This window comes from Lentzea sp. NPDC036949, from assembly GCF_055608075.1.
Map to the genome: position 1 here is coordinate 312,865 of NZ_JBVJRA010000010.1, position 25,794 is coordinate 338,658.

Annotated in this window: 22 protein-coding genes; 10 read left to right on the top strand and 12 right to left on the bottom strand. The window is 71.7% G+C overall.

Annotation, left to right across the window (positions count from 1 at the left end; translation table 11 throughout):
* Positions 1–169: 169 nt before the first annotated feature.
* Entirely contained in the window at positions 170–679 is a 510-nt protein-coding gene (locus ACZ7CD_RS27785) for an ATP-binding protein (protein WP_360396381.1), read from the top strand.
* A 185-nt stretch (positions 680–864) separates the two neighbouring features.
* Here ACZ7CD_RS27785 and ACZ7CD_RS27790 read toward each other — a convergent pair whose 3' ends face one another.
* The 3 genes from ACZ7CD_RS27790 to ACZ7CD_RS27800 form a co-directional block, all read right to left on the bottom strand.
* Entirely contained in the window at positions 865–1,692 is an 828-nt protein-coding gene (locus ACZ7CD_RS27790; RefSeq protein ID WP_458431344.1) for an extensin family protein, read from the bottom strand.
* Positions 1,693–1,842: 150 nt separating this feature from the next.
* Complete coding sequence (locus ACZ7CD_RS27795; protein WP_360396377.1) at positions 1,843–2,769, bottom strand: SRPBCC family protein; 927 nt, start codon at positions 2,767–2,769, stop codon at positions 1,843–1,845.
* A gap of 31 nt (positions 2,770–2,800) precedes the next feature.
* Entirely contained in the window at positions 2,801–4,069 is a 1,269-nt protein-coding gene (locus tag ACZ7CD_RS27800; protein ID WP_360396375.1) for an NAD(P)/FAD-dependent oxidoreductase, read from the bottom strand.
* Positions 4,070–4,132: 63 nt separating this feature from the next.
* Between ACZ7CD_RS27800 and ACZ7CD_RS27805 the strand changes: the two genes are divergently transcribed.
* Positions 4,133–5,614, top strand: coding sequence for an FAD-dependent oxidoreductase (locus tag ACZ7CD_RS27805; RefSeq protein WP_360396374.1), 1,482 nt, complete (start codon positions 4,133–4,135; stop codon positions 5,612–5,614).
* 65 nt (positions 5,615–5,679) lie between these two features.
* On the opposite strand, the gene paaZ is transcribed toward ACZ7CD_RS27805, so the two are convergent.
* Together paaZ and ACZ7CD_RS27815 are read right to left on the bottom strand one after the other, a co-directional pair.
* Positions 5,680–7,701 carry a phenylacetic acid degradation bifunctional protein PaaZ gene (gene paaZ, locus ACZ7CD_RS27810; RefSeq protein ID WP_458431341.1) on the bottom strand — a complete coding sequence of 674 codons (2,022 nt, stop codon included), beginning with the start codon at positions 7,699–7,701 and terminating at the stop codon, positions 5,680–5,682.
* A gap of 250 nt (positions 7,702–7,951) precedes the next feature.
* Positions 7,952–8,857, bottom strand: a complete 906-nt coding sequence (locus tag ACZ7CD_RS27815) for a LysR family transcriptional regulator (protein ID WP_470371212.1) — start codon at positions 8,855–8,857, stop codon at positions 7,952–7,954.
* A gap of 71 nt (positions 8,858–8,928) precedes the next feature.
* Between ACZ7CD_RS27815 and ACZ7CD_RS27820 the strand changes: the two genes are divergently transcribed.
* Positions 8,929–9,597 (top strand): nitroreductase family protein, encoded by a 669-nt coding sequence (locus tag ACZ7CD_RS27820; protein WP_360396368.1) that lies wholly within the window; start codon positions 8,929–8,931, stop codon positions 9,595–9,597.
* A 28-nt stretch (positions 9,598–9,625) separates the two neighbouring features.
* A complete protein-coding gene (locus tag ACZ7CD_RS27825) occupies positions 9,626–10,486 on the top strand; it encodes an AraC family transcriptional regulator (RefSeq protein WP_360396366.1) in 861 nt (286 codons plus the stop codon).
* On the opposite strand, the gene ACZ7CD_RS27830 is transcribed toward ACZ7CD_RS27825, so the two are convergent.
* The 3 genes from ACZ7CD_RS27830 to ACZ7CD_RS27840 all read right to left on the bottom strand — a co-directional run bounded on the left by ACZ7CD_RS27830 (position 10,464) and on the right by ACZ7CD_RS27840 (position 14,225).
* The gene (locus tag ACZ7CD_RS27830; protein ID WP_360396364.1) at positions 10,464–11,675 is read right to left on the bottom strand and encodes a hypothetical protein; all 1,212 of its coding nucleotides are present in this window, start codon (positions 11,673–11,675) and stop codon (positions 10,464–10,466) included. The genes ACZ7CD_RS27825 and ACZ7CD_RS27830 overlap by 23 nt on opposite strands.
* Positions 11,651–12,472 carry an SDR family NAD(P)-dependent oxidoreductase gene (locus ACZ7CD_RS27835; protein ID WP_360396362.1) on the bottom strand — a complete coding sequence of 274 codons (822 nt, stop codon included), beginning with the start codon at positions 12,470–12,472 and terminating at the stop codon, positions 11,651–11,653. Before ACZ7CD_RS27835 ends, ACZ7CD_RS27830 begins: the two co-directional genes overlap by 25 nt.
* A 76-nt stretch (positions 12,473–12,548) precedes the next feature.
* Positions 12,549–14,225 (bottom strand): AMP-binding protein, encoded by a 1,677-nt coding sequence (locus ACZ7CD_RS27840; protein WP_470374801.1) that lies wholly within the window; start codon positions 14,223–14,225, stop codon positions 12,549–12,551.
* Positions 14,226–14,340: 115 nt separating this feature from the next.
* Between ACZ7CD_RS27840 and ACZ7CD_RS27845 the strand changes: the two genes are divergently transcribed.
* Complete coding sequence (locus tag ACZ7CD_RS27845) at positions 14,341–15,105, top strand: LuxR C-terminal-related transcriptional regulator (RefSeq protein ID WP_360396358.1); 765 nt, start codon at positions 14,341–14,343, stop codon at positions 15,103–15,105.
* The gene (locus ACZ7CD_RS27850; protein ID WP_470380041.1) at positions 15,105–15,584 is read left to right on the top strand and encodes a nitroreductase family deazaflavin-dependent oxidoreductase; all 480 of its coding nucleotides are present in this window, start codon (positions 15,105–15,107) and stop codon (positions 15,582–15,584) included. Before ACZ7CD_RS27845 ends, ACZ7CD_RS27850 begins: the two co-directional genes overlap by 1 nt.
* 54 nt (positions 15,585–15,638) lie before the next feature.
* On the opposite strand, the gene ACZ7CD_RS27855 is transcribed toward ACZ7CD_RS27850, so the two are convergent.
* Positions 15,639–16,202 (bottom strand): TetR/AcrR family transcriptional regulator, encoded by a 564-nt coding sequence (locus tag ACZ7CD_RS27855; RefSeq protein ID WP_360396356.1) that lies wholly within the window; start codon positions 16,200–16,202, stop codon positions 15,639–15,641.
* 209 nt (positions 16,203–16,411) lie between these two features.
* Here ACZ7CD_RS27855 and ACZ7CD_RS27860 point away from each other — a divergent pair, with 209 nt between their 5' ends.
* Positions 16,412–17,635, top strand: coding sequence for a family 16 glycosylhydrolase (locus ACZ7CD_RS27860; RefSeq protein ID WP_458431334.1), 1,224 nt, complete (start codon positions 16,412–16,414; stop codon positions 17,633–17,635).
* A 125-nt stretch (positions 17,636–17,760) separates the two neighbouring features.
* Here the strand turns inward: ACZ7CD_RS27860 and ACZ7CD_RS27865 are convergent, their stop codons facing one another.
* Positions 17,761–18,618 carry an ornithine cyclodeaminase family protein gene (locus ACZ7CD_RS27865; protein WP_360396354.1) on the bottom strand — a complete coding sequence of 286 codons (858 nt, stop codon included), beginning with the start codon at positions 18,616–18,618 and terminating at the stop codon, positions 17,761–17,763.
* Between the two features lie 45 nt (positions 18,619–18,663).
* Positions 18,664–19,482 carry a P-loop nucleotide/nucleoside kinase family protein gene (locus ACZ7CD_RS27870; RefSeq protein WP_470371215.1) on the bottom strand — a complete coding sequence of 273 codons (819 nt, stop codon included), beginning with the start codon at positions 19,480–19,482 and terminating at the stop codon, positions 18,664–18,666.
* Between the two features lie 286 nt (positions 19,483–19,768).
* On the opposite strand from ACZ7CD_RS27870, the gene ACZ7CD_RS27875 reads away from it, so the two are divergent.
* The 3 genes from ACZ7CD_RS27875 to ACZ7CD_RS27885 all read left to right on the top strand — a co-directional run bounded on the left by ACZ7CD_RS27875 (position 19,769) and on the right by ACZ7CD_RS27885 (position 25,013).
* The gene (locus tag ACZ7CD_RS27875; RefSeq protein ID WP_360396350.1) at positions 19,769–20,044 is read left to right on the top strand and encodes a hypothetical protein; all 276 of its coding nucleotides are present in this window, start codon (positions 19,769–19,771) and stop codon (positions 20,042–20,044) included.
* A 54-nt stretch (positions 20,045–20,098) separates the two neighbouring features.
* The gene (locus ACZ7CD_RS27880; RefSeq protein WP_470371216.1) at positions 20,099–23,224 is read left to right on the top strand and encodes a phosphodiester glycosidase family protein; all 3,126 of its coding nucleotides are present in this window, start codon (positions 20,099–20,101) and stop codon (positions 23,222–23,224) included.
* A 127-nt stretch (positions 23,225–23,351) separates the two neighbouring features.
* A complete protein-coding gene (locus ACZ7CD_RS27885) occupies positions 23,352–25,013 on the top strand; it encodes a DEAD/DEAH box helicase (RefSeq protein WP_360396346.1) in 1,662 nt (553 codons plus the stop codon).
* On the opposite strand, the gene ACZ7CD_RS27890 is transcribed toward ACZ7CD_RS27885, so the two are convergent.
* Positions 25,010–25,750 carry a class I SAM-dependent methyltransferase gene (locus tag ACZ7CD_RS27890; protein ID WP_470380042.1) on the bottom strand — a complete coding sequence of 247 codons (741 nt, stop codon included), beginning with the start codon at positions 25,748–25,750 and terminating at the stop codon, positions 25,010–25,012. The two genes, ACZ7CD_RS27885 and ACZ7CD_RS27890, sit on opposite strands and share 4 nt — an antisense overlap.
* Positions 25,751–25,794: the final 44 nt, after the last annotated feature.

Here is a 25,794-nt window from a genome sequence, read left to right on the forward strand (position 1 = left end):
CACACTGAGTGAACGACAGGCCTTCTGGTCGTGACTTGAGCGTGACTTTTGACGGACGGGTCAACCGGGCCGTTGCTTCCTCCGTATACCCATGTAGATTCCGGCACACCGCGACGGCCATGTGGGTGTCTGTCGTGGCCTCGCGCGCCGCACGCGAAACGGAGGCAGCATGCAGGCGAACGCCCCGACCGCCCAGGTCGACGACCTGACACTCATCGCGCTGCCCACCGCGGTGAACTGCGCGGACCTGTTCGTCCGGTTCACACTGGGCGAGTGGCGGCTGCGCAACATGGTCGGCGAGTGCTCCGCCGTCGCATGCGCCCTGGTGGAGGCGGCGATCGAGGCCGCGGACCCGAAGACCTCACGGCTGATCACGCTGCGGCTGCGGCTGACCGGCGACTACCTGGTGGTGGAGCTGGAGGCGGCCCGGTTCGTCATGCCGCCCACCTCCCCCGACCTGCGCACCGGTGAGCTGCAGCTCAGCGGTGGCGTGAAGCTGATCTGGTGCGAGATCCCGCTCCCGACCGGCGTGAACGCGACCGCGGTCCCGCTCCCCCGCCGCGAACGCCGCCGCTCGCCGGCCGCGGAGGCGCTGGGCGACGAGCCGGAGGTCGATCCCGAGCTCATCCAGCGGATCCTGTTCGGCCTCGGCGGCCCGGGCGGCAGCGCGCCCAGGTAGGCACTTCCCCACCTCACGGCGAGGGGCGCATCCACGGTGCTGGATGCGCCCCTCGCCGTTTTCAGCGCGGCAATTCCCCAAAAGCTTCCTCGCGCATTCACGAGGTGCGGTGAACGCACCGCTCGTGAATCGAGACCGGCCGACCGCGGAATGTCACGGCAAAGCCGGTCGATGCGGAGCGCGGGTCAGATGTTCTGGTTCGCGAAGCCCTTGGTCGCGATCTTCGACAGCATCGACTGCCACACCGACGAGCTGGTGTGCGGGTCGCCGGTGATGGCGAGCGCCGACTTGAGGCCGGTGAACGCGCTCGTGGTGGCCGGGCCCCAGATGCCGTCGATGGCGAGGCCGGCGCCGCGGAAGTTGTTGCACACGGCCTGGACGAACTTGGTGTCGGACTCGGAGTCCTTGACCGCGCGGACCGGCATGCCGCCGAAGTCGGCGTGGATGTGGTCGGCGTGGTCGGCGTTGTACCAGCCGTCGAGCACGTAGCGGAACCGGCGGCGGCACACGGCCTCGGTGGCCAGGTAGCGCTTGCGGACCGACGCGGTGCCCGACGCGTGGGCCTGGTCGAGCGGGGAGGTGGTGTTGCCGCCGGACCAGCGGACGTGGTCGAGGTCCATGGCGGTGCCGGCGCCGTGCTGGCCCGCCTTGTCGACGTAGAAGCCGGCCGAGACGATGTAGCTGATCGAGCCGTAGCTCGACGACAGGGAGCGCAGGTCGCGGATCCACGCGACGAGCGCGGTGTAGAACGCGTCGGTGCACTGCCAGTTGCGCGCGGTGGTGTTGCCGCGGTTGGAGCGCCAGTAGTAGACGGGCGTGCCGTCGATCTTCTGGAACGTCATCAGCGCGGCGGCGCTGACGTCGGAGGCGGTGAACTCCTCCTCGCGGTGCTGGTCGCCGATCTTCGGGTCGGCGGCCGCGAGGCCCGGTGCGACGGTGGACAGGCCGGCGAGACCGGCGACCGCTGCCGCGCCCGTGACGAAACCGCGCCTGGTGACGTTGTTCTCGAACACCCCAGTTCTCCCTCTGTGCTCAGGCCGGTGCCGCCAGGAGGAAGAGCCTGTCCGTGCAACCGGCCTGAGGGAGTCTAGGGATCGCCCCCGAGCCGGGGAACGCGTCCTGACCTGCGGTTTTCCTTTGCCTTTACCGCTGTGCGCGACGGCTCAGCCGACGTCGCCGAGCACCCGGATCAGCGACCGCTCGGTGTCGCTGCCGAGCTTCTCCAGTGCGAGCTTCGCCACCGGCGCGCCGAGCTTCGCGAGGCCGGTGAGCTCCACGTGCACGTGGTAGCCGACCTTCGTCGTGCCCGGTGTGCCGCCCGCGGTGACCGAGATGTCGTCGACGGTGGTGGCGGTGCCGTTGCGGCCCTCGAACCGCAGCCGGTCCGGGTCGTCCCTGGTCAGCTCGTACACCAGCTCGGTGCGGCGGCCGAGGAACGTGGAGACGTTGCGCCAGCGCGAGCCGACCGCGACGGGGCCGTCGTCCAGCCGCGCGCACGTGACGGTGCCGGGGTCCCACTGCTCGGTGCGGGCGAAGTCGCGCAGGTAGCCGACGACGTTCTCCGGGGAGGCGGCGACGGTGAACGTGCGCTCGACGTCCACTCCCCCGAGGCCGCCGGCGTCGGCGCCGGCGGGCTGCTCCGCGGTGAACACCTTCGGGGCGATCCGGATCCGCTCCCGCTCGACCACGCCCGCCTGGCCCTCCACCCGGCTCAGCAGCCGGTCGAACCGGTCGGTGTCGGCCCCGGGCAACGCGCGCAGCGTCCGCCACAGCGCCGCCTTGCCCTCGACGGCCAGCCGCAGGCCCTCCAGCTCCAGCACGTCGCTCAGCGGTGAGCGGCTCAGCAGCCGGCCGTTGAGCTTGAGCCGCCCCGCCTTCTCCGCCAGCCGGCCGATCGCGGCCCTGGCCGCGCGGGGTTCCACGCCGTAGCCGCGCATCACGTCGAGCAGCTCCTCGCGGTCGGACTCGACGTCGTCGGCGAGCGCCCGCAGCTCGGGCCGGGTGCGGCTGATCCGGCGGGCCAGCTCGGTGCTCGCCACCTCGGCCGTCAGGTGGTCGTTGAGGTAGAGGCCCAGCAGCTCGGTGTTCACGCCAGGGCGGGTACCCGCACCCGCGCCGGCGCTAACTGCCGGTGGACCCGTCCCGCGCCTGCACCGGTTGCAGGATGATCGACTGGGTCCGCCGGCCGGTCACGATGTTCCAGCCCCAGTTCGCGAGCACGGCGATCCGGTTGCGGAAGCCGACGAGGAACGCGATGTGCACCACCGCCCACGCCACCTTGCCGATGACGCCCCTGAGCCGCAGCTTCTTGATGTCCGCGACGGCGTCGGCGGGCGAGATCGTGGCCATGGTGCCGAGGTCGAGGTACTTGAACGGCCGGTGGGTGCGCCCCGTGAGCCGGGCCTTGATCACGCGGGCGACGTGGTGGCCCTCCTGGATCGCGGGCTCGGCGATGCCCGGCAGGTCGTTCAGGTTCGCCATGTCGCCGATCGCGAAGATCTCCGGCGTCACCGAGCAGTCGGCGGGGTCCACCTTGATCCGGCCCTTGCGGTCGAGCTCGGCACCGGTGGCCTCGGCGATCTTGCGCGACAGCGGCGAGGCCTGCACGCCCGCGGCCCAGATGATCGTGCGCGCCTCGACCCGGTCACCGTCCTTGGTGGTCAGGCCGCGGTCGTCGATCGACTCGACCATGGCGCCGGTCATGACCGTGACGCCGAGCTGTTCGAGCTTGGCCCGCGCGTGCTTGCGCAGCGGGTCGGAGAACGGCGGCAGCACGTGCGGCACGGCATCGAGGAGCGTGATGCTCAGGTCGCGCGGGTCGATCTCGCGGAACTGGCCCTTCAGGGCGCGGCGGGCGAGGTCGGCGAGCTGGCCCGCCAGCTCCACGCCGGTCGGGCCGGCGCCGATGACGGCGAACGACAACCACTCCTTCGGGTCACCGGTGACGGCGTGCTCGAACGACCGCAGCAGCCGTGAGCGGAGGTCGACGGCCTGCTCCAGGGTCTTCATCGGCGGCGCGTGCTCGGCCCACTGGTCGTTGCCGAAGTAGCTGTCGCGGGCACCGGCGGCCACGACCAGCGTGTCGTACGGGACCCGGTGGGCGGTGCCGTCCGCGAGGTCGACGTCGACCAGCCGCTGCTGCGTGTCGAACCCGGTCACCTCGCCCAGCAGCACGTGCGCGTTGCGTTGTTTGCGCAGGATGGCGCGGAACGCGGGCGCGATGTCCCCTGCCGGCAGCAACGCCGTCGCGACCTGGTAGAGCAGCGGCTGGAACAGGTGGTGGTTGGTGCGGTCGATCAGCGTGACCTCGACGTCGGCGTCCTTGAGCCCGCGCACGACGTTCAGGCCGCCGAACCCTCCGCCGACGACGACTACCCGGTGCTTACCCATGCACCCCGCATACCCCGCCACGGCCGCAGGCATGCAGAGACCACTCGCGGGTACCCGGCCGCCATGACCACCACCGGCGACCAGTCGCTCTGGCTCTCCGCACTGCCCGCCCGACCCCGTCCGCAGCTCACCGGCACCCACTCGTTCGACGTCGCGGTCGTCGGCGCCGGCATCACCGGTCTGACCACCGCGTTGCTGCTCAAACGCCGCGGCCTGCGGGTCGTGGTGCTGGAGGCCGACCGCGTGGCGTCCGGCGCGTCGGGCAACAACACCGCCAAGGTGACCGCGCTGCAGTCCACTGTGTACTCGACCCTCGTGCGCACGCACGACGTCGCGACCGCCGCCGACTACGCCGCCGCGTCACTGGCGGCCGTGGGCCAGGTCGCCGACCTCGTGCAGCGCGAGGAGATCGCCTGCGACCTGCGGCGCGGTTCCGCCGCCACCTACGCCTACGCCGAGGACGAGGTGGCGACCGTCGAGGCCGAGTTCCGCCACGCGCGGCAGGCCGGGCTGCCGGTCCGCCTCGACGCGGACCTCGACCTGCCGTTCGAGGTGCACGCCGCGGTGCGGCTGGACGACCAGCTGACCCTGCACCCGGTGAAGTACCTGCACGGCCTGGCCGCCGCGGTCGACGGTGACGGCAGCAAGGTCTACGAGCACAGCCGCGTCCTCGACGTGACCGGGCAGAAGCTGTCCACCAAGGACGGTGAGGTGCGCTTCAACCGGCTCGTGCTCGCGACGCACTACCCGCTGCTCGACCGCGGCCTGTTCTTCGCCCGGCTGAAGACGCCGCGCTCCTACGCCATCGCCGCCCGGCTGGACGGTCCGCCGCCCAGCGCGCTCGCCATCAGCGCCGGCAGCCCGTCGTGGTCGATCAGCGCGTACGGCGACCAGCTGATCGTGTGCGGGCAGGGTCACGAGACCGGCAAGCCGGTGCAGGAGCCGTACCGGCGGCTGGAGGAGTTCGCCCGGCGGCACTGGCCGGTCACCGAGGTGACCCACCGCTGGTCGGCCCAGGACCCCACGGCCTACGACAGCCTGCCGATGATCGGCAGCTACACGCCCGGCGCGGACACCATCTTCACCGCCACCGGGTACATGAAGTGGGGCCTGACCTCCGGCACGTTCGCCGCCACCGTGCTCGCGGACCTCGTGACCGGCAAGCCGAACGACCTCGCCGAGCGGTTCAGCCCGCACCGGCTGTCGCTGAAGTCGTTGCCGGCGCTCGTGAAGAAGAACGCCGAGGTGGCCGTGGAGATGGTCGGCGACCGGGTGCTGCCGGCCGACGCCACGAACAGCGACGCGCTGCCGCCCGACCACGCGCACGTCATCCGCGACGGCCTCGGCAAGACCGGTGTCTACCGCGACCCGGAGGGGCAGTTGCACGCCGTGTCCATGCGCTGCACGCACCTCGGGTGCCTGGTGCGGTTCAACTCGGCCGAACGCAGCTGGGACTGCCCGTGCCACGGCTCGCGGTTCGACGTGGACGGCAACGTGCTGGAGGGACCGGCCACGCGGCCGCTGCCCCGGCGCGACCCGAAGTAACCCGGCTCCTCCTGAACACAGCGGGCCGGCGGCGCAGGTCGCCGCCGGCCCGCTGTGCTGTGCGGTCAGCTCTTCGCGACCAGCGTCAGCACGTCGTAGCGCGCCACCGACTCGCCCTTCTGGTTCGCCACGTCGGCGTCCCAGCGCACCTCGCCGTAGTCCTGGTCCTCGCGCGGCGTGATCTGCTTGACCGTGAGCGTCACCGTCAGCTCGTCGCCGGGGAACGTCGGCGTGACGAACCGCAGGTTCTCCAGGCCGTAGTTCGCGAGCACCGGCCCCGGTTCCGGCGAGACGAACAGGCCCGCCGCGAACGACACCACCAGGTAGCCGTGCGCGACCCGCCCGCCGAAGAACGGGTTGGCCGCGGCGGCCTCCTCGTCCATGTGCGCGTAGAACGTGTCCCCGGTGAACTCGGCGAAGTGCTCGATGTCGGCCAGCGTCACCGTGCGCGGGCCGGCCACCACGGTGTCACCGAGCCGCAGCTCGGCGAGCGTCTTGCGGAACGGGTGCACCTCGGCCTCGGTGCGCGGCGCCCCGGCGACCCACCGGTTCGTCACGGCGGCCAGGGCCTTGGGCGAGCCCTGCACGGCGGTGCGCTGCATGTGGTGCAGCACGCCGCGCATGCCGCCCATCTCCTCGCCACCGCCGGCGCGGCCCGGTCCGCCGTGCACCAGCATCGGCAGCGGCGACCCGTGCCCGGTCGACTCCCCCGCGTCGTCGCGGTCGAGGACCAGCAGCCGCCCGTGCCACGGCGCCACGCCGACGACGACGTCGCGCACGAAGCCGGTGTCCGCCGAGACAATCGACCCGACCAGCGAGCCGGAGCCCCTGGCGGCCAGCGTCACCGCGTCGTCCACCGAGTCGTACGGCATCAGCGTGGACACCGGCCCGAACGCCTCGACCTCGTGCGGCTGCACGGCGTCCGCCGGCGCGCGCAGCAACATCGGCGACATGAACGCACCGCGCTCGGCGTCGGCGTCCACGAGGGACAGCGCGCCGTCGCCGTAGACCACGGAAGCGTTCTCCCGCAGCGCCTTCAGCGACCGCAGCACCTCCTCGCGCTGCTCCAGACCGGCGAGCGCCCCCATCTTCACCGACCTGTCGGCCGGGTTGCCGATCACCACCTCGGCGAGCTTCGCGGCCGTCGCCTCGCCCACCGCGTCGATGAGCGACGACGGCACCAGCGCACGGCGGATCGCTGTGCACTTCTGACCGGCCTTGGTCGTCATCTCGGCGACGAGCTGGCCGACGAACAGGTCGAACTCCGGCGTGCCCGGCACGGCGTCCGGCCCGAGGATCGAGCAGTTGAGCGAGTCCGCCTCGGCGTTGAACCGCACCGACGACCGGATCACGGCCTGGTGCGTGCGCAGGTGCTGGGCGGTCGACGCGGAGCCGGTGAACCCGACCAGGTCCTGCTCGGTCAGGTGGTCGAGCAGGTCGCCGGCCGACCCGCAGACGAGCTGCAGCGACCCCTCCGGCAGCAGACCGGAGGCGAGCATCAGCTCGACCAGCTTCTCGGTCACGTACGCGGTCTGCGAGGCGGGCTTGATCAGCGACGGCACCCCGGCGATGAACGCGGGCGCGAACTTCTCGAGCGGCCCCCACATCGGGAAGTTGTAGGCGTTGATCTGCACCGCGACACCGCGCAGGGGCGTGCAGATGTGCTGGCCGACGAACGTGCCGCCGCGGCCCAGCGGCTCGACCGGCCCGTCGACGTAGACCTTGTCGTTGGGCAGCTCGCGCTTGGCCTTGGAGGCGTAGCCGAGCAGCACGCCGAAGCCGCCGTCGACGTCGATCCACGAGTCGGACCTCGTGGCACCGCTGCGCGCGGACAACGCGTACAGCTCGGCTTTGTGCTCCTTGAGGTACAGGCCGAGGGCCTTCAGCAGCTGCGCGCGCTGGTGGAAGGTGAGCTCGCGCAACGCCGGCCCGCCCACGCGGCGCCCGTGGTCGAGCGCGGCACCCATGTCGATGCCCGCGGACGAGATCCGGGCGATCTCCTCACCCGTGACGGCGTCGTGCAACGGCGCGCCCTCGGCGTCCGGCGTGTGCCACTTCCCCGACACGTAACTGCGCAGCAAGCTCATCGAGCCAACCCTTCTCCGCGAGGGGTGGTGGATCCTCACCACCCGTCCCACGGCAACGTATCAGCGACCACCCCGCCCCTCCCTGACCCACGCATCTGCAAGTACCACCAACCCAACATCAACAGGCACTTTTCCACTACCAACAGCACCCCCGGCCGCCCTGCGCACGCAAGTCTGCTTCGGCAGGTGACGAACATGTTGGTGGTGGTCAGCGGGGGTTTGATCATGTGTTGGTGGTACTTGCAGTTGCTCACGGGCGGAAGAGGACCGCGCAGTGGTCCGCGAACGCCTGCGCGCGCCGGGTCAGCGGACCGCCCTGCGCCCAGCCCAGCACCACCGGCGTGGTGGGCACGGCGTCGCGCAACGGCAGGCTCACCACCTCCAGCCCCTCGTAGGACTGCGACACCGCCGGCTGCTGCACGGTCATCGAGTAGCCGAGGCCGCGCGCCACCAGGGACCGGGCCAGCTCGAAGCTGCGGGCCCGGTGCGCCACCACCATGTCGAGCCCCGCCGCCGCGAACACCGAGCGGAAGTAGTGTTCACTCGGCGGGACGTCCAGCAGCACGAACGGGTCACCCGCGAGGTCGCGCAGGTGCACCGCGCGTCGCCGGCGCAGCCGATGTCCCTGCGGCAGCAGCACCTTCGGCTCCTGGTCGTACAGCCTGCGGAACGCGAGACCCGGCTGCAGGTCCTGGTCGTAGAGGAACGCGATCTCGCAGCGGCCGGTGAGCAGGTGCTCGCCGATCTCCGGCAGGCTCCCCTCGACGAACCGCACCGACACCCCGGGGTTGGCCTGCTCGAACGTGGCCATCGCCGCCGGCAGGTGGAACGGCGCGATCGGCGCGTAGCAGCCGACCACGAGCGTCCCGCCGACCGTCCGGCTCAGCCCGCGGGCCTGCGCGCCGAGGTCGCCCAGTGCGCCGACCACCCTGCGGGCGTCGGCGAGCACCCGCTGGCCGGCGGCGGTCAGTGCCGCTCCCCTGCGCGGTGACCGGACGACCAGCTGCAGGTCCAGCACGCGTTCGAGCTCGGTGAGCGCCAGCGAGACCGCGCCCTGCGAGACGTGGCACCGGGCCGCTGCGCCGGTCAGCGACCCGGTCTCGGCGACGGCGACCAGGTACTCCAGCTGCCGCAGCGTCACGTTCGGCAGATTCATGAGCTGAACTTACAACTGGCCTGAGAAACTTGAGCTGGTCTTCGGCTGCGCGGATCGGCATCGTCCAGGGCGTGACCCGAGAGCACCGCCACCCGTTCCTGCCGTACACGCCACCGCGCCTGCCGATCGCGGAGGGCCTCGACCGCGGCCGGGAGTTCCACCGGCTGCTCGACCGGCGCCGTTCGGTGCGCTGGTTCTCGCCGGACCCCGTTCCCGCCGAGGCGATCGAGGTGGCGGTGCGGGCCGCGAACACCGCCCCGAGCGGCGCGCACCAGCAGCCGTGGCGGTTCGTCGCGACGGCCGACGCGGAGGTGAAGCGCCGGGTGCGGGAGGCCGCCGAACGGGAGGAGCGCCACTTCTACCGCGAGCGCGACGTCCCCGAGTGGCACGCGGCGCTGGCGCGGCTGGAGACCGACGAGCACAAGGAGTTCCTGGAGGTCGCGCCCTGGCTCGTGGTGGTGTTCGCGCAGAAGCAGCAGAACGGCCGGAAGACCTACTACACCAACGAAAGCGTCGGCATCGCGTGCGGGTTCTTCATCGCCGCGCTGCACTCGATGGGCCTGGCGACGCTGACGCACACGCCCAACCCCATGACGTTCCTGACCGACCTGCTGGGCCGCGAGTCCGAACGGCCCTACATCCTGTTCCCGGTCGGGTACCCCGCCGACGACTGCGAGGTGCCGGACCTGCACCGCAAACCGCTGTCGGAGGCGCTGACGTTCGTGGACGGGCTTGCCTGATCCTCCGGCGGCGAGGACCATCACCGCGGTGGACGAGCTGCGTGACCTGATCCTCCGGCACGCCCGGCCGGACCTGAGCACACCGGTGGAGGACGTGCTCATGGCCAAGGTCGTCCGCGGCCACGAGGGCCCGTCGACGACCGGCACGATCCTCGCGTTCGTGGCGCAGGGCCGCAAACGCATCGCGCTCGGCGACCGGGTCCACGACTACCGGGCGGGCCAGTACCTCGTCGCCTCGGTCGACCTGCCGATCACCGGTGACTGGGTCGGCGCGAGCCCGGCGCACCCCGCGCTCGGCCTCGGCATCGTCCTGCGGCCGGAGGCGGTGGCCGAGCTGCTGCTGCGCCACGACCTGCCGCGGACCACCGGCACCCCGCAGGGCCTGGCCGTCAGCGACGCCACCCCCGAGCTGCTCGACGCCGTCACCCGGCTGGCCCGGCTCGTCGCGCGGCCGCGGGACGCGCGGGTGCTCGCCCCGCTGGTCAAGCAGGAGATCCTCTGGCGGGTGGTGAACAGCGACCAGGGCGCCGCCGTGCGGCAGCTGGGCAGCGGCGACTCCAGCCTCGCGCACATCTCCAGGGCGGTGAGCTGGATCCGCGCGCACTACGCGGAGTCGTTCAAGGTCGAGGACGTCGCACGGGTCGCGGGCATGAGCGAGTCGGCGTTCTACCGCAACTTCCAGGCCGTCACCGCGCTGAGCCCGATCCAGTTCCAGAAGCAGATCCGCCTGCAGGAGGCCAGGGTGCTGCTCGCCACCGGCACGGACGTCACGCGGGCCGGCCACCGGGTGGGCTACGACAGCCCGTCGCAGTTCAGCCGCGAGTACCGGCGCCGGTTCGGCGTGCCGCCCAGCCGCGACACCGCGCTCAGCCCCGAACCTGCTTTCTGAGGTCCAGGTACACCGCGCGCACCGCCAGCGTGCGCTCGACCCGTTCCACGACCGAGGCGAAGAACTGCCGCCGGTGCTCGTTGTCGCTCATCGACGTCACCGACAGGTACATGCTGCCGAACGCCGCGAACAGCGTGGCGTTGCGCAGCATCGCCGACGGCAGGCCCAGGACCGGGGACATGACCGGCGGCGACCCGATCCACTGCTCGGCCACCGCCGGCGTGACCACGATCAGCCCGAGCAGCACGAAGAACGCGAACAGCGCGAGCCCGATCACCGCGGCCTGCACGAGCTGCCTGGTGGCGAGCATGACGAGCAGGTTGCGCAGCTGCCTGCCGGTGAGCCGCTTGGGCTGCAACGGTTCCGCGACCTCGACACCGGCCAGCGGGGTGCCCTCGCACGCCCGCGCCAGCACCTCGGGGCGCAGGTCCTGCTCCACCCGCCCGATCTCCTCGCGCAGCCGGGCCGCCGCGGCGAGCACGGTGATGGCCGCGAACAGCAGCACGACGAGGCTCACCCGCTGCCACGACAGCTGGTTCATCGCCTGCCACAGCTCACCGGTGAAGAACAGGAACAGCGTCACGAACAGCATCGGCGGCAACGCGCGGCCGAGCAGGTGGACGCTGTTGCGCAGGTCGTGCAGGACGTGCCGGACCGCCGCCCGCACCAGCCCGGCCACGCCGTAGGTCGTGAACACCATCGCCGCGACGAACGCCACCCCGAAGAAGACGACGAACCCGACGAGCCCGAACAGCTCCTCGCCCGGCGCGGTGATCGTGTCGTCGATCACCAGCTGCAGCAGCGGAACCGCGACCGGCATCGCCGCGTACGCCCCGAGCAGCAGGAAGGTCGTGCGCCGCGAGAACGTCGGCAGCCGCCGCACGAACACCGAGATCACCGCCCAGGCGCCCACCGTCACCGCGACGACGACGCCGAGCAGCACCCACCGGCCCGGCCCGGCCGCCCGCAGCGGCACCAGCCACGCGAGGCTGCCGGCCGCGATGAAGGCGAGCACGGGCAGCATCCGCGGCAGCACGTGCGTGAGGAAGGCGTAGCCCTCGATCATGGTCGGCGCGCCCTGCCGGACGAACCACTGCTCGGTCCGCCGGACCGCGGTCGAGGAACGCATGCGCGAGATCTTCCCCCAGTCCTCCGGCGGCAGCGTCACCGCCGCCGGTCGAACAACCACGCCATCGCGCTGAAGTAGTGCGTGGGCGCGATGCGGGCCAGCGCGTCGAACACGTGCGCGTCCGGTCCGACGAGGATGCGCGCCTTGCCCTTCTCCACCCCGCGGTGGATGACCTCGGCTGCGCGGTCGGGCGTGGTGAGCGCGATGGCGTCGAAGTCGGCCGCGATCTGCTCCAGGTCCCGGCCGCGGTCCTCGGGGTCGCGGCGGATGCGGCCGTTGCGGATGATGTTGGTCTTGATCCCGCCGGGGTGCACGGTCACCGCGCTGACGCCGGTGCCGCGCAGCTCCTGCCGCAGCGAGTCGGTGAAGCCGCGCACCGCGAACTTCGCCGCGCAGTAGGCGCTGTTGTTCGGCATGCCCACCAGCCCGTAGACGCTGGAGGTGTTCACGACGACGCCGTAGTTCTGCTCCACCAGCATCGGCAGGAACGCCCGCGTGCCGTTCACGACACCCCAGTAGTCGATGTCGAAGAGCCAGGTGTCGTCCTCGGGCACGGCGTTCAGCACGCTCGTCGCCGTCGCCACGCCCGCGTTGTTGAACACGGCGGCCAGCGGCAGGTCGAGCCACTCCCGCGTCTCCCGGGCGAAGCGCCGGAAGTCCTCCGCGTCGCGCACGTCGAGCACCCGGCTCAGCACCGGCCCGGACAGCGTGGCCGCCGTCTTCGCGAGCTCCTCCTCGTTCACGTCGGCGATGACCACCGGGGAGCCGTGCCGGGACAGCCGCCGCGCGAGGCTGCGGCCGATGCCGGAGGCGGCACCGGTGATCACAGCGGGCCGACCGGCGATCTTGCGCACCATGGGTGTGCTCCTGTCGTCGTGGGCGAGGTCGTCCACGCTCCCAGTGATCGCCGGTCGGCACCAGGTCGAGCGACGGTCACCTGCGCAGTTCGGGGAACTGCTCGTCGCGCCACTCCGCCGCCTGCTCGACGCCCTGCTCCTCGCGGCCGCGCAGGTCGACGCGGCGGATCTTGCCGGACACCGTCTTGGGCAGCACGGCGAACTCCAGCCGCCGGATCCGCTGGTAGGGCGCCAGGTTCTCGCGGGCGTGCCGCAGGATCTGCAGCGCGGTCTCCCTGGTCGGCTCCCAGCCGGGGCTCAGCGCCACGTACGCCTTGGGCACGGCGAGCCGCAGCGGGTCGGGCGCGGGCACGACGGCGGCCTCGGTGACGGCCGGGTGCTCGATCAGCACGCTCTCCAGCTCGAACGGCGAGATCTTGTAGTCCGAGGCCTTGAACACGTCGTCGGACCGTCCGATGTAGAACAGGTAGCCGTCCTCGTCGCGGGAGGCGATGTCGCCGGTGTGGTAGTGACCGCCGGCCATCGCCTCGGCGTTGCGCTCCTCGTCGCCGTGGTAGCCGGCCATCAGCGACATCGGCCGCTCCCCCAGGTCGATGCAGATCTCGCCCTCGTCGGCGCGCTCACCGGTGATCGGGTCGACCAGCACCACCGGCACACCGGGCAGCGGCCGTCCCATCGAGCCGGGCTTCACGACCTCGCCGGGCAGGTTGCCGACCGACAGCGTGGTCTCGGTCTGGCCGAACCCGTCCCGCAGGGTGAGGCCCCAGTGCTGCCGGACCTGCTCGACCACCTCGGGGTTGAGCGGTTCGCCCGCGGCCACGACCTCCCGCAGCGCACCGGGTCCGCCGCTGAGGTCGGCCTTGATCAGCATCCGCCACACCGTCGGCGGCGCGCAGAACGTGGTGACGCCCTTCGAGCGGATCTGCTCCAGCAGTGCCGCGGCGTCGAAGCGGGCGTAGTTGTAGACGAAGATCGTCGCCTCGGCGATCCACGGCGCGAAGAAGCAGCTCCACGCGTGCTTGGCCCAGCCGGGCGAGCTGATGTTGAGGTGCACGTCGCCGGGCCGGATGCCGATCCAGCGCATGGTCGTGACGTGCCCGACCGGGTAGGAGACCTGGGTGTGCTCGACCAGCTTCGGGCGGCTGGTGGTGCCGGAGGTGAAGTACAGCAGCAAGCGGTCGTCGGCGCGGGTCTGCGGGTGCGGCAGCGGGGTGTCCGGCTCGTCGCCGGCCTGCGCGTAGTCGAGCCAGCCGGCCCGCGCGCCACCGCCGACGGCCATCAGCACCGTGCCGGTGTCCTCCCCGGCCACGCCCTCGAACTTGTCCGCGTCCTCGGCACGGGCGAGGACGTGCCGGACGGCACCGCGCCGCAGCCGGTCGGCGAGGTCGGCGGGCCCGAGTGCGGTGGTGGTCGGCATGATCACCGCGCCGAGCTTCATCACCGCGAGCATCGACTCCCACAGCTCGGCCTGGTTGCCGAGCATGATCATGACGCTGTCGCCCTTGCCGACGCCGTGCCGCGCGAGCCAGTGCGCGACCCGGTTGGACCGGCGGCGCAGCTCGTCGAACGAGTGCGCGCGCTCGCGGCCGTCCTCCTCGACGATGTGCAGCGCGGTGGCGGCGTTGCCCTCGGCGATGACGTCGAACCAGTCGTGCGCCCAGTTGAAGGCGTCCGGGAAGCTCGGCCAGCGGAACGACCCCGGGTCGGTGAGCATCAGGTCGCGGGCCGCGCGGTAGGTGTCGTGACTGGCCATCGGTTGGCCTCCTTTCGCTGGCTGACGAGGGTGCGGTGGCCCGAGGGCACGCCGATACCCCCGGACGGGGGTGCACCCCTTTTCGAGGGTGCTCCCGTCAGCAAGACTGCTGGACGTGCTGCCGGACCGCTTCCCCGCGTTGCTGCCGCAACGCCTGGACATGCTCCGCCGCGCCACCGGGTTGCCCGTGGTGTTCGGCGGCGCTGTCACGGCGGCGAACCAGCTGCTGCTCTCGCACTTCCACGGCACCCGCGGCACGTCGTTGCACGGCCTGCGGGTCGGTTCCGGCCGCGGGCTGGGCGGCACGGCCGTCGCGATGGGCACGCCCGTGCGCGTCAACGACTACGCCTCCACCCGCGCGATCACCCACGAGTTCGACCCGATGGTCGTCGGTGAGGAGCGCCTGACCTCGGTGTTCGCCTATCCGGTCGCGGTGCGCGGCACTGTGCAGGGCGTGCTCTACGGCGCCGTGCGCGGCAACGCCACCGTCGGCGACCGGGCGATCAGGCTGGCCGGCGCGATCGCGCAGGGCTTCGCACAGGACCTGGACATGCCTTCTCTGCACACCCAAGCGGCACTCCGCGAACTGGCCGAGGTCGCCCGCCTCGTCGACGACCCGGCGCTGCGCGACCGGCTCCGCAAGGTCCACCACGACCTCGGCGGCGAACCCGTGACCGGCTCCGTTCCCACGACGCTGACCCCGAGGGAGCTCGACGTGCTGCGGCTGGCGGCCGTGGGCGCGGCGAACCGGGAGATCGCGAGCGAGCTCGGCCTGAGCGCCGAGACCGTGAAGGCGTACCTGAAGGGCGCGATGCGCAAGCTCGGCGTCCACAACCGCACGGCCGCCGTGCACGCGGCACGGTCCTCAGGGGTGCTGTGATGGCACTCGCCCGGTGGCTCGGCGAGCAGAGGTGGCTCGGCGAGCAGAGGTGGCTCGCGAACCTGCGCCCGGTCGTCATGGCGTTCGACCGCGCGCTGTACCGGGTCAGCGGCGGCCGGGTGATGACGACGTCGTTCAGCGGCCAGAAGGGCCTGACGCTGATCTCGACGGGCGCGAGGAGCGGTCAGCGCCGCGAGACGCCGGTGCAGTACGTGCCCGACGGCGACAGCGTGCTGGTCGCCGGCACGAACTGGGGCCGGCCGGACCACCCGGCGTGGACCGCGAACCTGCTCAAGAACCCGGACGCGCAGACGAACGTCCGCGGCACCATCCGCCCCGTCCGCGCCCGGCTGCTCGAAGGCGCCGAACGGGACGAGGCGTGGGGCAAGATGCTCGCGGTGTGGCCCGCGTTCGACGGCTACGTCACGCGCTCCGGGCGGGCACCGCGGGTGTTCCGGCTGGTTCCCGCGTCCGGCTGAGCTCCCGGGCGAGCCACGCGCAGCCAGTCGGCAGCAGCACGCCGTGCGCGATCTTCACGTGGTCCCCCCGAGGCTGTCGAGGTACATCCGGACGAGCTGGTCGTAGGTGTCGTCGAGCTCCTCCGGCAGGCCGAACCCGCCGCGGGCCTCGAGGTCGGCGAACCCGTGCACGAGGACCCGCAGCCGGCGCGTGGCGTGGACGGCGTCGGAACCTTCGAGGCCGTACCCGCGCAGCGTCGCGAGCATGACCTCCATCAGCCGCACACCCGCCTCCCGCAACGACGGGTCGTGCAGCGGGTCGACCGACATGGCCGCGTACCGCCTCGGGTGCTCGCGGACGTAGGCGCGGTACTCGTGCATCAGCACGGTGACCGCGTCGTCGCCCGCCCTGCCGAGGACCGCCTTTGTGAAGCGCTCGGTCATGTCGTCGAGCGCGCGCACGGCGACGTGCGCCTTCAGCTCCGCGAGGCTGCCGACGTGCTTGTAGAGCGAGGGCGTGGCCACCCCGGTGCGCGCGGCGACGGCGGCGAGCGTCAAGCCCTCGACCCCGTGCTCGTCCAGCACCGCCACCGCGGCGTCCACGACAGCGGCGGTGCTCAGCCTGGCTCGAACGTTCACAGCCCGAAGGCTAATGCCCTTAGCCTCATCGCGCAAGCGAGTCCGTTCGTGTCAACTGGCTCCAAACCTGCTGGTCACGGCCTGGAGTTCTTGAGAGCGCTCCCACGTGACGACAACCTGAAAACGTTTACAAGTTGACCGAGAGTCACGGCGCGACAACACTTCCGAACCACTGGGCGCACAACTAAACACCCGGAAAGGTCGGTTCGATGCAGCGACGCATCGGGACGGCCCTTGCCGCCGCCTTGATGGTGGCCGCAGGGATCACCGTCGCCACCACCAGCCAAGCTCCCCCTGCCAACGCGGCGGTGACCTGGGCCGACGAGTTCAACGCTCCCGCCGGCACCGGTGTCGACGGTGGCAAGTGGAACATGGAAGTGGGCAACAACAACGGCAACAACAGGGAACACCAGTGGTACCAGGCCGGTACCTCCAACGCGGCGCACGACGGCCAGGGCAACCTGGTCATCACCGCCAAGAAGGAGAACCCCGGCAACTACAACTGCTGGTACGGCCGCTGCCAGTACACGTCCGCGCGCATCAACACCGCGAACAAGTTCACGCAGACCTACGGCCGCTTCGAAGCGCGCATGAAGATGCCGCGCGGCAAGGGCATCTGGCCCGCGTTCTGGATGCTGGGCGCCGACATCAACACCGGCAACCCGTGGCCGGGCTCCGGTGAGATCGACATCATGGAGTTCCTGGGCCACCAGACGAACACCGTGTACGGCACCATCCACGGCCCCGGCTACTCCGGTGCCGGCGGCAAGTCGCACGCCTACAACGGCCCGAACTTCTCCGACGGCTTCCACAACTTCGCGGTCGACTGGAAGCCCGGCGAGATCACGTGGTCGGTGGACGGCAACGTCTACGCCCGCAACACCCCGACCGACGTCAACGGCAACCCGTGGGTGTTCAACAAGCCGTTCTTCATCATCATCAACCTCGCGGTCGGTGGTGAGTGGCCCGGCTACCCCGACGCCAGCACGACGTTCCCGCAGCAGCTCGTGATCGACTGGGTCCGCGCCTCCTCCAGCGACTCCACCCCGCCCGCCGGTGGCTCGGAGATCCGCGGCATCGGCGGCAAGTGCCTCGACGTGCCCTGGGCCAACACGGCCAACGGCACGCCCATCCAGATCGTCGGCTGCAACGGCAACGCCGCCCAGAAGTGGAGCCGCCCCGGTGACGGCACCATCCGCGCACTGGGCAAGTGCCTCGACGTCAACGGCGGCGGCACCGCGAACGGCACAGTGGTCCAGCTCTGGGACTGCAACGGCTCGGCAGCCCAGAAGTGGGCCGTCAGCGGGGCGCAGGACATCGTGAACCCGCAGGCCAACAAGTGCCTCGACACCGTCGGTGGCGCCTCGGGCGACGGCACGAGAACGCACATCTGGCAGTGCCTGGGCGTGGCCAGCCAGAAGTGGCAGGTCTGACCTGAGAAGTCTCCGCGCGGACCGCTCACGGCCCGCGCGGAGGTGCGAACTGGGCGTGCACCCCTCGCGGCGGAGAGGGTGCGCGCCCAGTTCTCGTTGTCAGGTCTTGTCTTCAGGCTGTGCGTTCACGCCAACAGCTTGGCGACCGCCCAGTCCTGCACCGCGATCCCGACCGACTTGAACACGGTCCGCCCCTGCCGCAGCGGCGGGTTCCCCAGCGCCGCCCCCAGCTCCACCAGCGCCTCCAGCTTGAGCACCCCGGACCGCACCGCCCGGATGATCTCCCCGGCCTCGCTCAACGCCGCCTCGACCTGGTCCACCACCACGACCTCGGCGCTCGCCAGCAACTCCTGCGGCAGCTCCCGCATCACCGGCCGGTAGGACCCGATCGCGTTGACGTGCACCCGTTCCTTCAACGCCTCCATCCGGAACAACGGCACGGTCGCCGCCGTCGCACAGCACACGACGTCCGCCTGCGCCACCGCCTCGTCGGCCACGGCCGCCACGTCCAGCACGGTGTCCGGCAACTCGTCCCTGAGCCCCTCCAGCAACGCCTCGGCCCGCCCGAGGTGCCGGTTGAACACCACGAGCTTCTTGAGCGGCCGCACCGCGTGCACCGCCCGCACCTGGTCCGCGGCCTGCGCCCCGGCCCCGAGCAACGCCATCTGCCCGGCGTCCTCGTCGGCGAGCAGATCCGTCGCCACCCCCACCACCGCACCGGTCCGCAACGTCGTCAACGGCACCGCATCCGTCGCGAACTGCCCGCCGGGGTGGCTGAACACCACGGTCCCGGTGATCACCGGGTCCCGCTCGACCTCGATGCTGACGACCTTCACCGCGGTCGACGCGCTCGGCCGGTGGTGCACCGCCATGACCAGCGACCGGCTCTCCCCGAACGCCTGCCGCGGCGGCAGGTCGAACTCCCCCGCGGTGAGGCCGGTGAACGCGTCCCGGACGGCTTCGATCGCTGCGGGCATGGTCATGGTTCGGATGGTAACGACCTGCCGTGGCACCTCGGCGGTGCGCCGTCAGGTGGTGATGTGCCGCAGGACTGCGGCAAGGGTCAGCTCGCGTGGTTGAACGGTGTCCACAGAGAGCGCCTCCCCGTGCCAAGGGGGAAAGCCGGCCAGCCGCTGCCGCATGTTGGACCAGTCGCCGGCGTCATGCCAACCGGGGATCCCGCGGCTGCGCCCTTCGAGCCTGCCGCGGTGGATTTCCGGGTCGGAGCAGCGGCACACGACCGCGCGGAGCTCCGCACCGGCTCGGCGTGCCAGGCTGCGCCAGCGGTTCCTGGTCGCCACCTCTTCGGTGGGGTGGTCGAGGATCACGGACTGCCCGGCGACGAGCTGCCGCAGGGCGAGCGTGGTCAGCACTTCCTCAGCGATGGCCAGCGGAGCCTCGAAGTGGCGACCGCCGAACGGGGTCAGCGCGCCGAGCAGCCAGTCGGTGGCGAAGACCGGGATCCCCAGCTCGGCGCCTGCCGCGTCGGCCAAGGTGCTTTTCCCGCTGCCGGGCACCCCGGAGAACACGACAAGCCGCGTTTTCGTGGCGGCGGAAGGCAAGTCGTAGTCCGTGAAATCGGCCGGCAACCTCGGTGTCAGATCCGTCGGCACGAGTTCGGTGACCCACGTGCCGGCAATTCGATGCGGCCGGGCGGTCTCGACGACGCAGGAAACGACATCGACGGTGCCGTCGTGGCGGCGGATCCGCGCCTGGGCGGTGGTCTCGCCGACGTCGAGACCGACCACGACGACCGGCGCGTAACGGGCAGCTCGACCGCGGGTCACCTCGACGTACCTCTCGGTTGTGACGACGGCGGTGAACTCCGGCGCGAGCACGTCGGACACGTCAGCTCCCCAGCCGGGCTTCCCGTCCAGGCCGTCGAGGACCCATTCCAGCCGTGCCAGGGCAGGACTGGCCTTGATGCGGTGCACTGTCCCCCCAGGCGAAGTGGTCGAGGCAAGTGGATCAAGCCTACTCAGGAGGCATGCTTGAACGCCGGCGCCTGAACATCACCGCAGTTATGTTTTCGATACCACTCGACCTCGAAACAACCCGTAAGACCCCGCCTTGGAATTGTTCCACGATCCAGAATGATTCTGTGAAGTACCGCAAGAGCGAGGGGATCTTGCCGTGGCCGTCGACGTTCTGACCGAGGACCTGCTGCGCACGTCGCTGTCCCGCCTCTCCCGCGAGGTGGTGGCAACGCACCCGGAGTTCGGCGAGCTGCTCGCCCGCCACATGTTGCTGACCTGTGGAACGGCACCGGACCCGGAACGGGCGGCGCACTTCGAGGAGCTCGGCACGTTGCTCATCGACCTCGGGCACCTGTACCTGGCCGAGGCGAACGAGCTGCGGACAGTTCCGGAAGACCGTGCACCGGACGAAGAAGTGCGCCGGGCCGGGTGACCGGGCGCGGTCCGTCAGGCGGATCTTCACCGCACCGGTCTATGGTCGCGAACTGTGACGAGACGCGCACTACCGGTGATGGTCGCCGCGGCCCTCCTGACGCCCGCCCTCCTGACGCCCACCGCCGTCCTGGCGCCCGCCCCGGCCCATGCCGGCATCGGCGGTCACATCGAGACGGAACGGACCACCACACCGGTCGCCCCCGGCGTCACGCTCAGCTCCTTCGACTGGTACCGCCCCGGCGGGTGGACCCGCGGTGACGCCATGACGGTCGACCTCACCGGCGGCACCGGGGTCGGGTACGTCGACGCCGGCTCGGTGAGCGCGGCCCGGCCGCTCTCGCTGCAGACGCCGAGGGCGGTCGCGGCGGTCAACGGGGACTTCTTCGACATCGGCAACTCCAACGCGCCCGAAGGCGTCGGCGTCCGGGACGGGCGGCTCGTCAAGTCCGGGCACGGGCGCGCTGTCGGCATCGACGCGGCCGGGGTCGGGAGCGTCATGGAGACGTTCTTCGAGGGCACGTTGAACGGCGTCCACCGGATCACGCAGCTCAACAGCGCGCAGATCGACGTCGACGGCATCGGCGTGTTCACCCCGTTGTGGGGCGGCTACTCCAGGGCGCGGGCCGTGCAGGGTGCCGCGGACACGGCCGAGGTCAGGGTTTCCGGCGACGTCGTCGAGGAGGTCGGTGCGCCGGGTGACCGGCCCATCAGCGGGTACGTGCTCGTCGGCCGCGACCGGGGTGCGGGCGTGCTCCGGCAGCTCAAGCCGGGTGACCGGGTCGAGGTCACCTACGCGAGCCGGACCAGCGACGGCAGCGAGCCCGTCACGGCCATCGGCGGGCGGCAGCTGCTGGTGCAGGACGGCAGGAACGTCGCTCCGGTGGACGCGCTCCACCCGCGCACGGCGGTCGGCTTCTCGCGGGACGGCAGGAAGATGGTGCTGCTCACCGTCGACGGGCGGCAGGGTGCGCACCTGCCGGGCCTGGACCTGCGCGACCTGGCCGACACGATGATCGAGCTGGGCGCCCACAACGCGCTCAACCTCGACGGCGGCGGGTCGTCGACCATGCTCGCGCGGGAACCGGGCAGCACCGCGCTCAAGGTGGTCAACACCCCGTCGGACGGCGCGGAACGCCCGGTGGCCAACGGGCTCGCGCTCTACGCGCCGCCGGGCTCGGGGCGGCTCACCGGGTTCCACGTCCAGCCGGCCGACCAGCGGGTGTTCCCCGGCCTCACCCGCAGGATCACCGTCCGCGGCCACGACGAGACGTTCGGACCGGCCACGAGCCCGCACCTCACGCGCGCCACCGGCGGGTGGGCGGTCGGCGACACCTTCCACGCGGCACAGCGCCCCGGCAAGGCTTCGTTCACCGTCCACAAAGGTTCGACACACAAGACGGTCGGCCTCACCGTGCTCGGCGAGCTCGCGCGGCTCGCCCCGGCGGAACAGCGGATCAGTCTCGCGCCGGACGGGCGGAAACCGCTGCGCATCAACGGGTTCGACGCCGCCGGCTACAGCGCGCCGATCGAACGCGCCGACCTCGACCTGGACTACGACCGCTCGGTCGTCGACGTCACGCCCGACCTCCAGGTCGTCGCGAAGAAGCCCGGCGCGACCACGATCAGGGCACGGGCGCAGGGCAGGGAGGCGCTGACGGCCGTCACCGTCGGCGCGGCCGACGAGCTGCTCGCCCCGTTCGACGACGCTCCGCAGTGGAGCTTCGGGTCGGCGCGCGCCACCGGTTCCGCCGCACCCGAGCCCGCCGGCCACACCGGCACCGGCCTCCGGCTGAGCTACGACTTCACGAGGTCGACCGGCACCCGCACGGCCTACGCGGTGCCGCCGAAACCGTTGCGGGTCAACGGACAACCGCTGGAGCTCTCCGCGTGGGTGCACGGCAGCGCACGGGGCGAGTGGACGGCGTTCACGGTCACCGACGCGAGCGGCCAGTCCCGCTCCCTCTACGGCCCGCACATCACCTGGACCGGCTGGCAGCGGCTCTCCGTCCCGGTGCCGGGCGAGCTGGAGTTCCCGATCGCGGTCACCCGCTTCTACGCGATCGAGACGAGAGCAGACCGCTCGTACCGGGGCGAGGTGGTCGTGGACGACATCACCGCTCGGGTGCCGCCCGCGGTCGCGCTCCCACCGGTCGCCGAACCGCGCGAGGAGGTCATCGGCCCCGCCACGGGCTGGCGGTTCGCGGTCATGTCCGACGCGCAGTTCGTGGCGAGGGCTCCGGACAGCGCCCTGGTGCGGGCGGCGCGCAGGACCCTGCGGGAGATCAGGGCCTCCGGTGCCGAGTTCGTCGTCGTCAACGGCGACCTGGTCGACGAGGCCTCCCCCGCCGACCTCGCGTTCGCCCGCAGGGTGCTGACCGAGGAGCTCGGCGACCTCCCCTGGTACTACGTGCCGGGCAACCACGAGGTCATGGGACCGGGCACGATCGACGGGTTCCGGCGCGAGTTCGGGGCGACCCACCGCACGTTCGACCACCGGGGCACGCGGTTCGTGCTGCTCGACTCGTCCACCGGCACGCTCAGGGGCGGCGGAACCGACCAGGTCGAGATGCTCGGCCGCGCGCTCGGCACCGCGCCCGGTCACACGGTCGTGCTGATGCACCACCCGCCGCGCGACCCGACGCCCGCGCGCACCAGCCAGCTGGCCGACCCGCTGGAGGCGCGGTACTTCGAACGGCTGCTGGCGGAGAACGGCAGGGCCACGTTCATCGGCGGCCACGTCGGCGGGTTCTTCGCGTCCGAAGTGGACGGCGTCCACTACGTGGTCAACGGCAACTCCGGCAAGGCACCGGCCGAGGTCGGCGGGTTCACCGGCTGGACGCTGGTGGGCGTCGGCGAGCACGGCGTGCGGGCGGAGATCCGGCCGCACGTGGACTCGTTGGCGCTCAACGCACCCGCGACCGTGCGCGGCCAGGTGCGGATCGAGCCCACCATCGCGCAGGGCGACCGGACCGTCCGGCTCGACTACCCGATGGCCGCGACCTGGACCGGCTCCCGCTCGCTGCACGTCGGCGGGGCGCAGGGGCTGCGGCCGTGGCACGTGGCGTGGTTCGACCCGGAGACCGGAGTACTCACGGCTGTCCGGTCTGGACAGGTGGAGATCGCGGTCGCGGTGAACGGTGTCGTGGCGCGAGCGGGGATCTCGGTGCGGCGCCGGTAGCGGCGCACCACCCCGGGGCCGGCGGCGGGTGCGCACGGCCTCGGGGTGATTCTCTCACTTCCCGCTCCGGTGCCGACCAGCGGACCTAGTCGGGTGTGGCAACCGCCGGTAAGGGAAGATGTGCGCCATGACCACCGCCGACAACGGTTTCGCCGACCTGGGGCTGCGGCCCGACATCCTCAACGCGCTCACCACGCTGGGCTACGAGGAGCCGACGCCGATCCAGAGCGAAGCCATCCCACCGTTGCTGGCGGGCCGTGACCTGCTCGGCCAGGCGGCCACCGGTACCGGCAAGACGGCGGCGTTCGCGTTGCCGCTGCTCGAACGCATCGCCGACCAGATCGGCAAGAGCGACAAACCGCTCGCGCTGGTGCTCGCCCCGACCCGTGAGCTGGCGGTGCAGGTGTCGGAGGCGGTGCACCGCTACGGCCGGCACCTGGGCACGCGGGTGCTGCCGATCTACGGCGGTCAGCCGATCGGGCGGCAGCTGCGGGAGCTGTCCCGCGGTGTCGACGTGGTGGTCGCCACCCCCGGCCGTGCCATCGACCACTTGGGACGCGGCACGCTGCAGCTCGACGCGCTGCGGATCGTGGTCCTCGACGAGGCCGACGAGATGCTCGACATGGGCTTCGCGGAGGACATCGACGCGATCCTCACCGAGACCCCGGCCGACCGGCAGACGGTGCTGTTCTCCGCGACGATGCCGCCGCGCATCGACCGCATGGCGAAGAGCCACCTGCGCAGCCCCGAGCTGATCCAGATCGAGCGCGAGAAGACCCAGCCGGGCGAGGCGCCGCGGGTGCGCCAGACCGCGTACCTGGTGCGCCGCGAGCACAAGCCGGCCGCGCTCGGCCGCGTGCTGGACGTCGAGTCGCCGACCGCCGCCGTCGTCTTCTGCCGCACGCGCGACGAGGTCGACCAGCTCACCGAGACGCTGAACGGCCGCGGCTACCGCGCCGAGTCGCTGCACGGCGGCATCAGCCAGGAGCAGCGCGACCGGGTCATGGCGCGACTGCGCTCCGGCACGGCCGACCTGCTGGTGGCCACGGACGTCGCAGCACGCGGCCTCGACATCGAGCAGCTCACGCACGTCGTGAACTACAACGTGCCGTCCGCGCCCGAGGCCTACACCCACCGCATCGGCCGCGTCGGCCGCGCGGGCCGCGAGGGCGTGGCGATCACGCTGGTCGAGCCGCGCGAGAACTCGATGCTGAAGACGATCGAGCGGGTCACCAAGACCAAGATCCCGGTCGAGAAGGTGCCGACGGTCGCCGACCTGCGCGCCCGCCAGCTGGAGCTCACCCGCTCGTCGCTGCACGAGTCGCTGCTCGAGGACGACCTGTCGCGCTTCCGCGTCGTGGTCGAGACGCTGGCCGACGAGTTCGACGTGATGGAGATCGCGCTCGCCGCCGTGAAGCTCGCGCACGAGGCCTCCGGTGCCGCCGCGGACGAGGAGGAGATCCCCGAGGTCCGCCCGCGCGAGGACCGCCCGCGCCGCGACGGTGCCCCCGCCGGTCCCCGCCGGGAGCGCCGCGGCCCGTCCGAGGGCATGACCCGCCTGTTCCTGGGTGCCGGCCGCTCGTCGGGCATCCGCCCGCAGGACATCGTGGGCGCGATCACCGGTGAGACCGGCTTGAAGGGCCGCGAGATCGGCGCGATCGAGATCGCGGACCGGTTCTCGCTGGTCGAGGTGCCCGGCGAGGCCGCGAACGACGTGATCACGCAGCTGCGCGACGCGACGATCAAGGGCAAGCGCGTGACCGTGCGCCGGGAGCGCCAGCCCCGCTAGGGCCGGCGGGCTTCTACCAGGAAGCGCGTCGAGGTGCACGCGAACTCGCCGTGCGCCTCGATGTGCTCGTGCATCGCCTTGAGCCGTTCCCGGTACCCCTCGACGGTGAAGCCGGGAACGGTCCACAGGACCTTGCGCAGGAAGTGCACCACCGCGCCGACGTCGAAGAACGCCACCCGCAGCGCCACGGGTTCGAGCCGCAGCACCTCCAGCCCGGCGGCCTCGGCGTCCCGCCGCGCGCTCTCGGTGCTGCGCGTCTGGCTGACCGGCTGCGGCCCCATCATGAAGTCGGTGAGCTCGCGGTTCGTGCCGGCCCCGATCTGCTGCGACAGGTAGGTGCCACCGGGCCGCAGGACCCGCGCGACCTCGGCCCACAGCGTCACGACCGGGTGGCGGCTGAGGACGAGGTCGAACGCGGCGTCCCGGAACGGCAACGGCCCCTCGTCCGGCACCCGCAGCACCGCGGCGCCGGGCAGGTTCCGCCGGGCCACGGCAGCGTTCGGCGCCCACGACTCGGTGGCCACCAGCACCGGCGGCTTGACCGGCGCGGACGCCGTGACCTCTCCCCCGCCGGTCTGCAGGTCCAGCGCGGTCCCGACCCGCGCCAGCCGTTCGGCGATCAGCCCCGCGTAGCCCCACGGCGGTCGTTCCTCGGTGGCACGGCCGTCGAACCAGGAGAAGTCCCAGCCCTCCAGCGGTACCGCCGCCCCCTCGGCGACCAGCTCCTCGAACCCCATGACCGCAGATGCCACCACATCGGGCCGGTGCCGGCCACCGAATA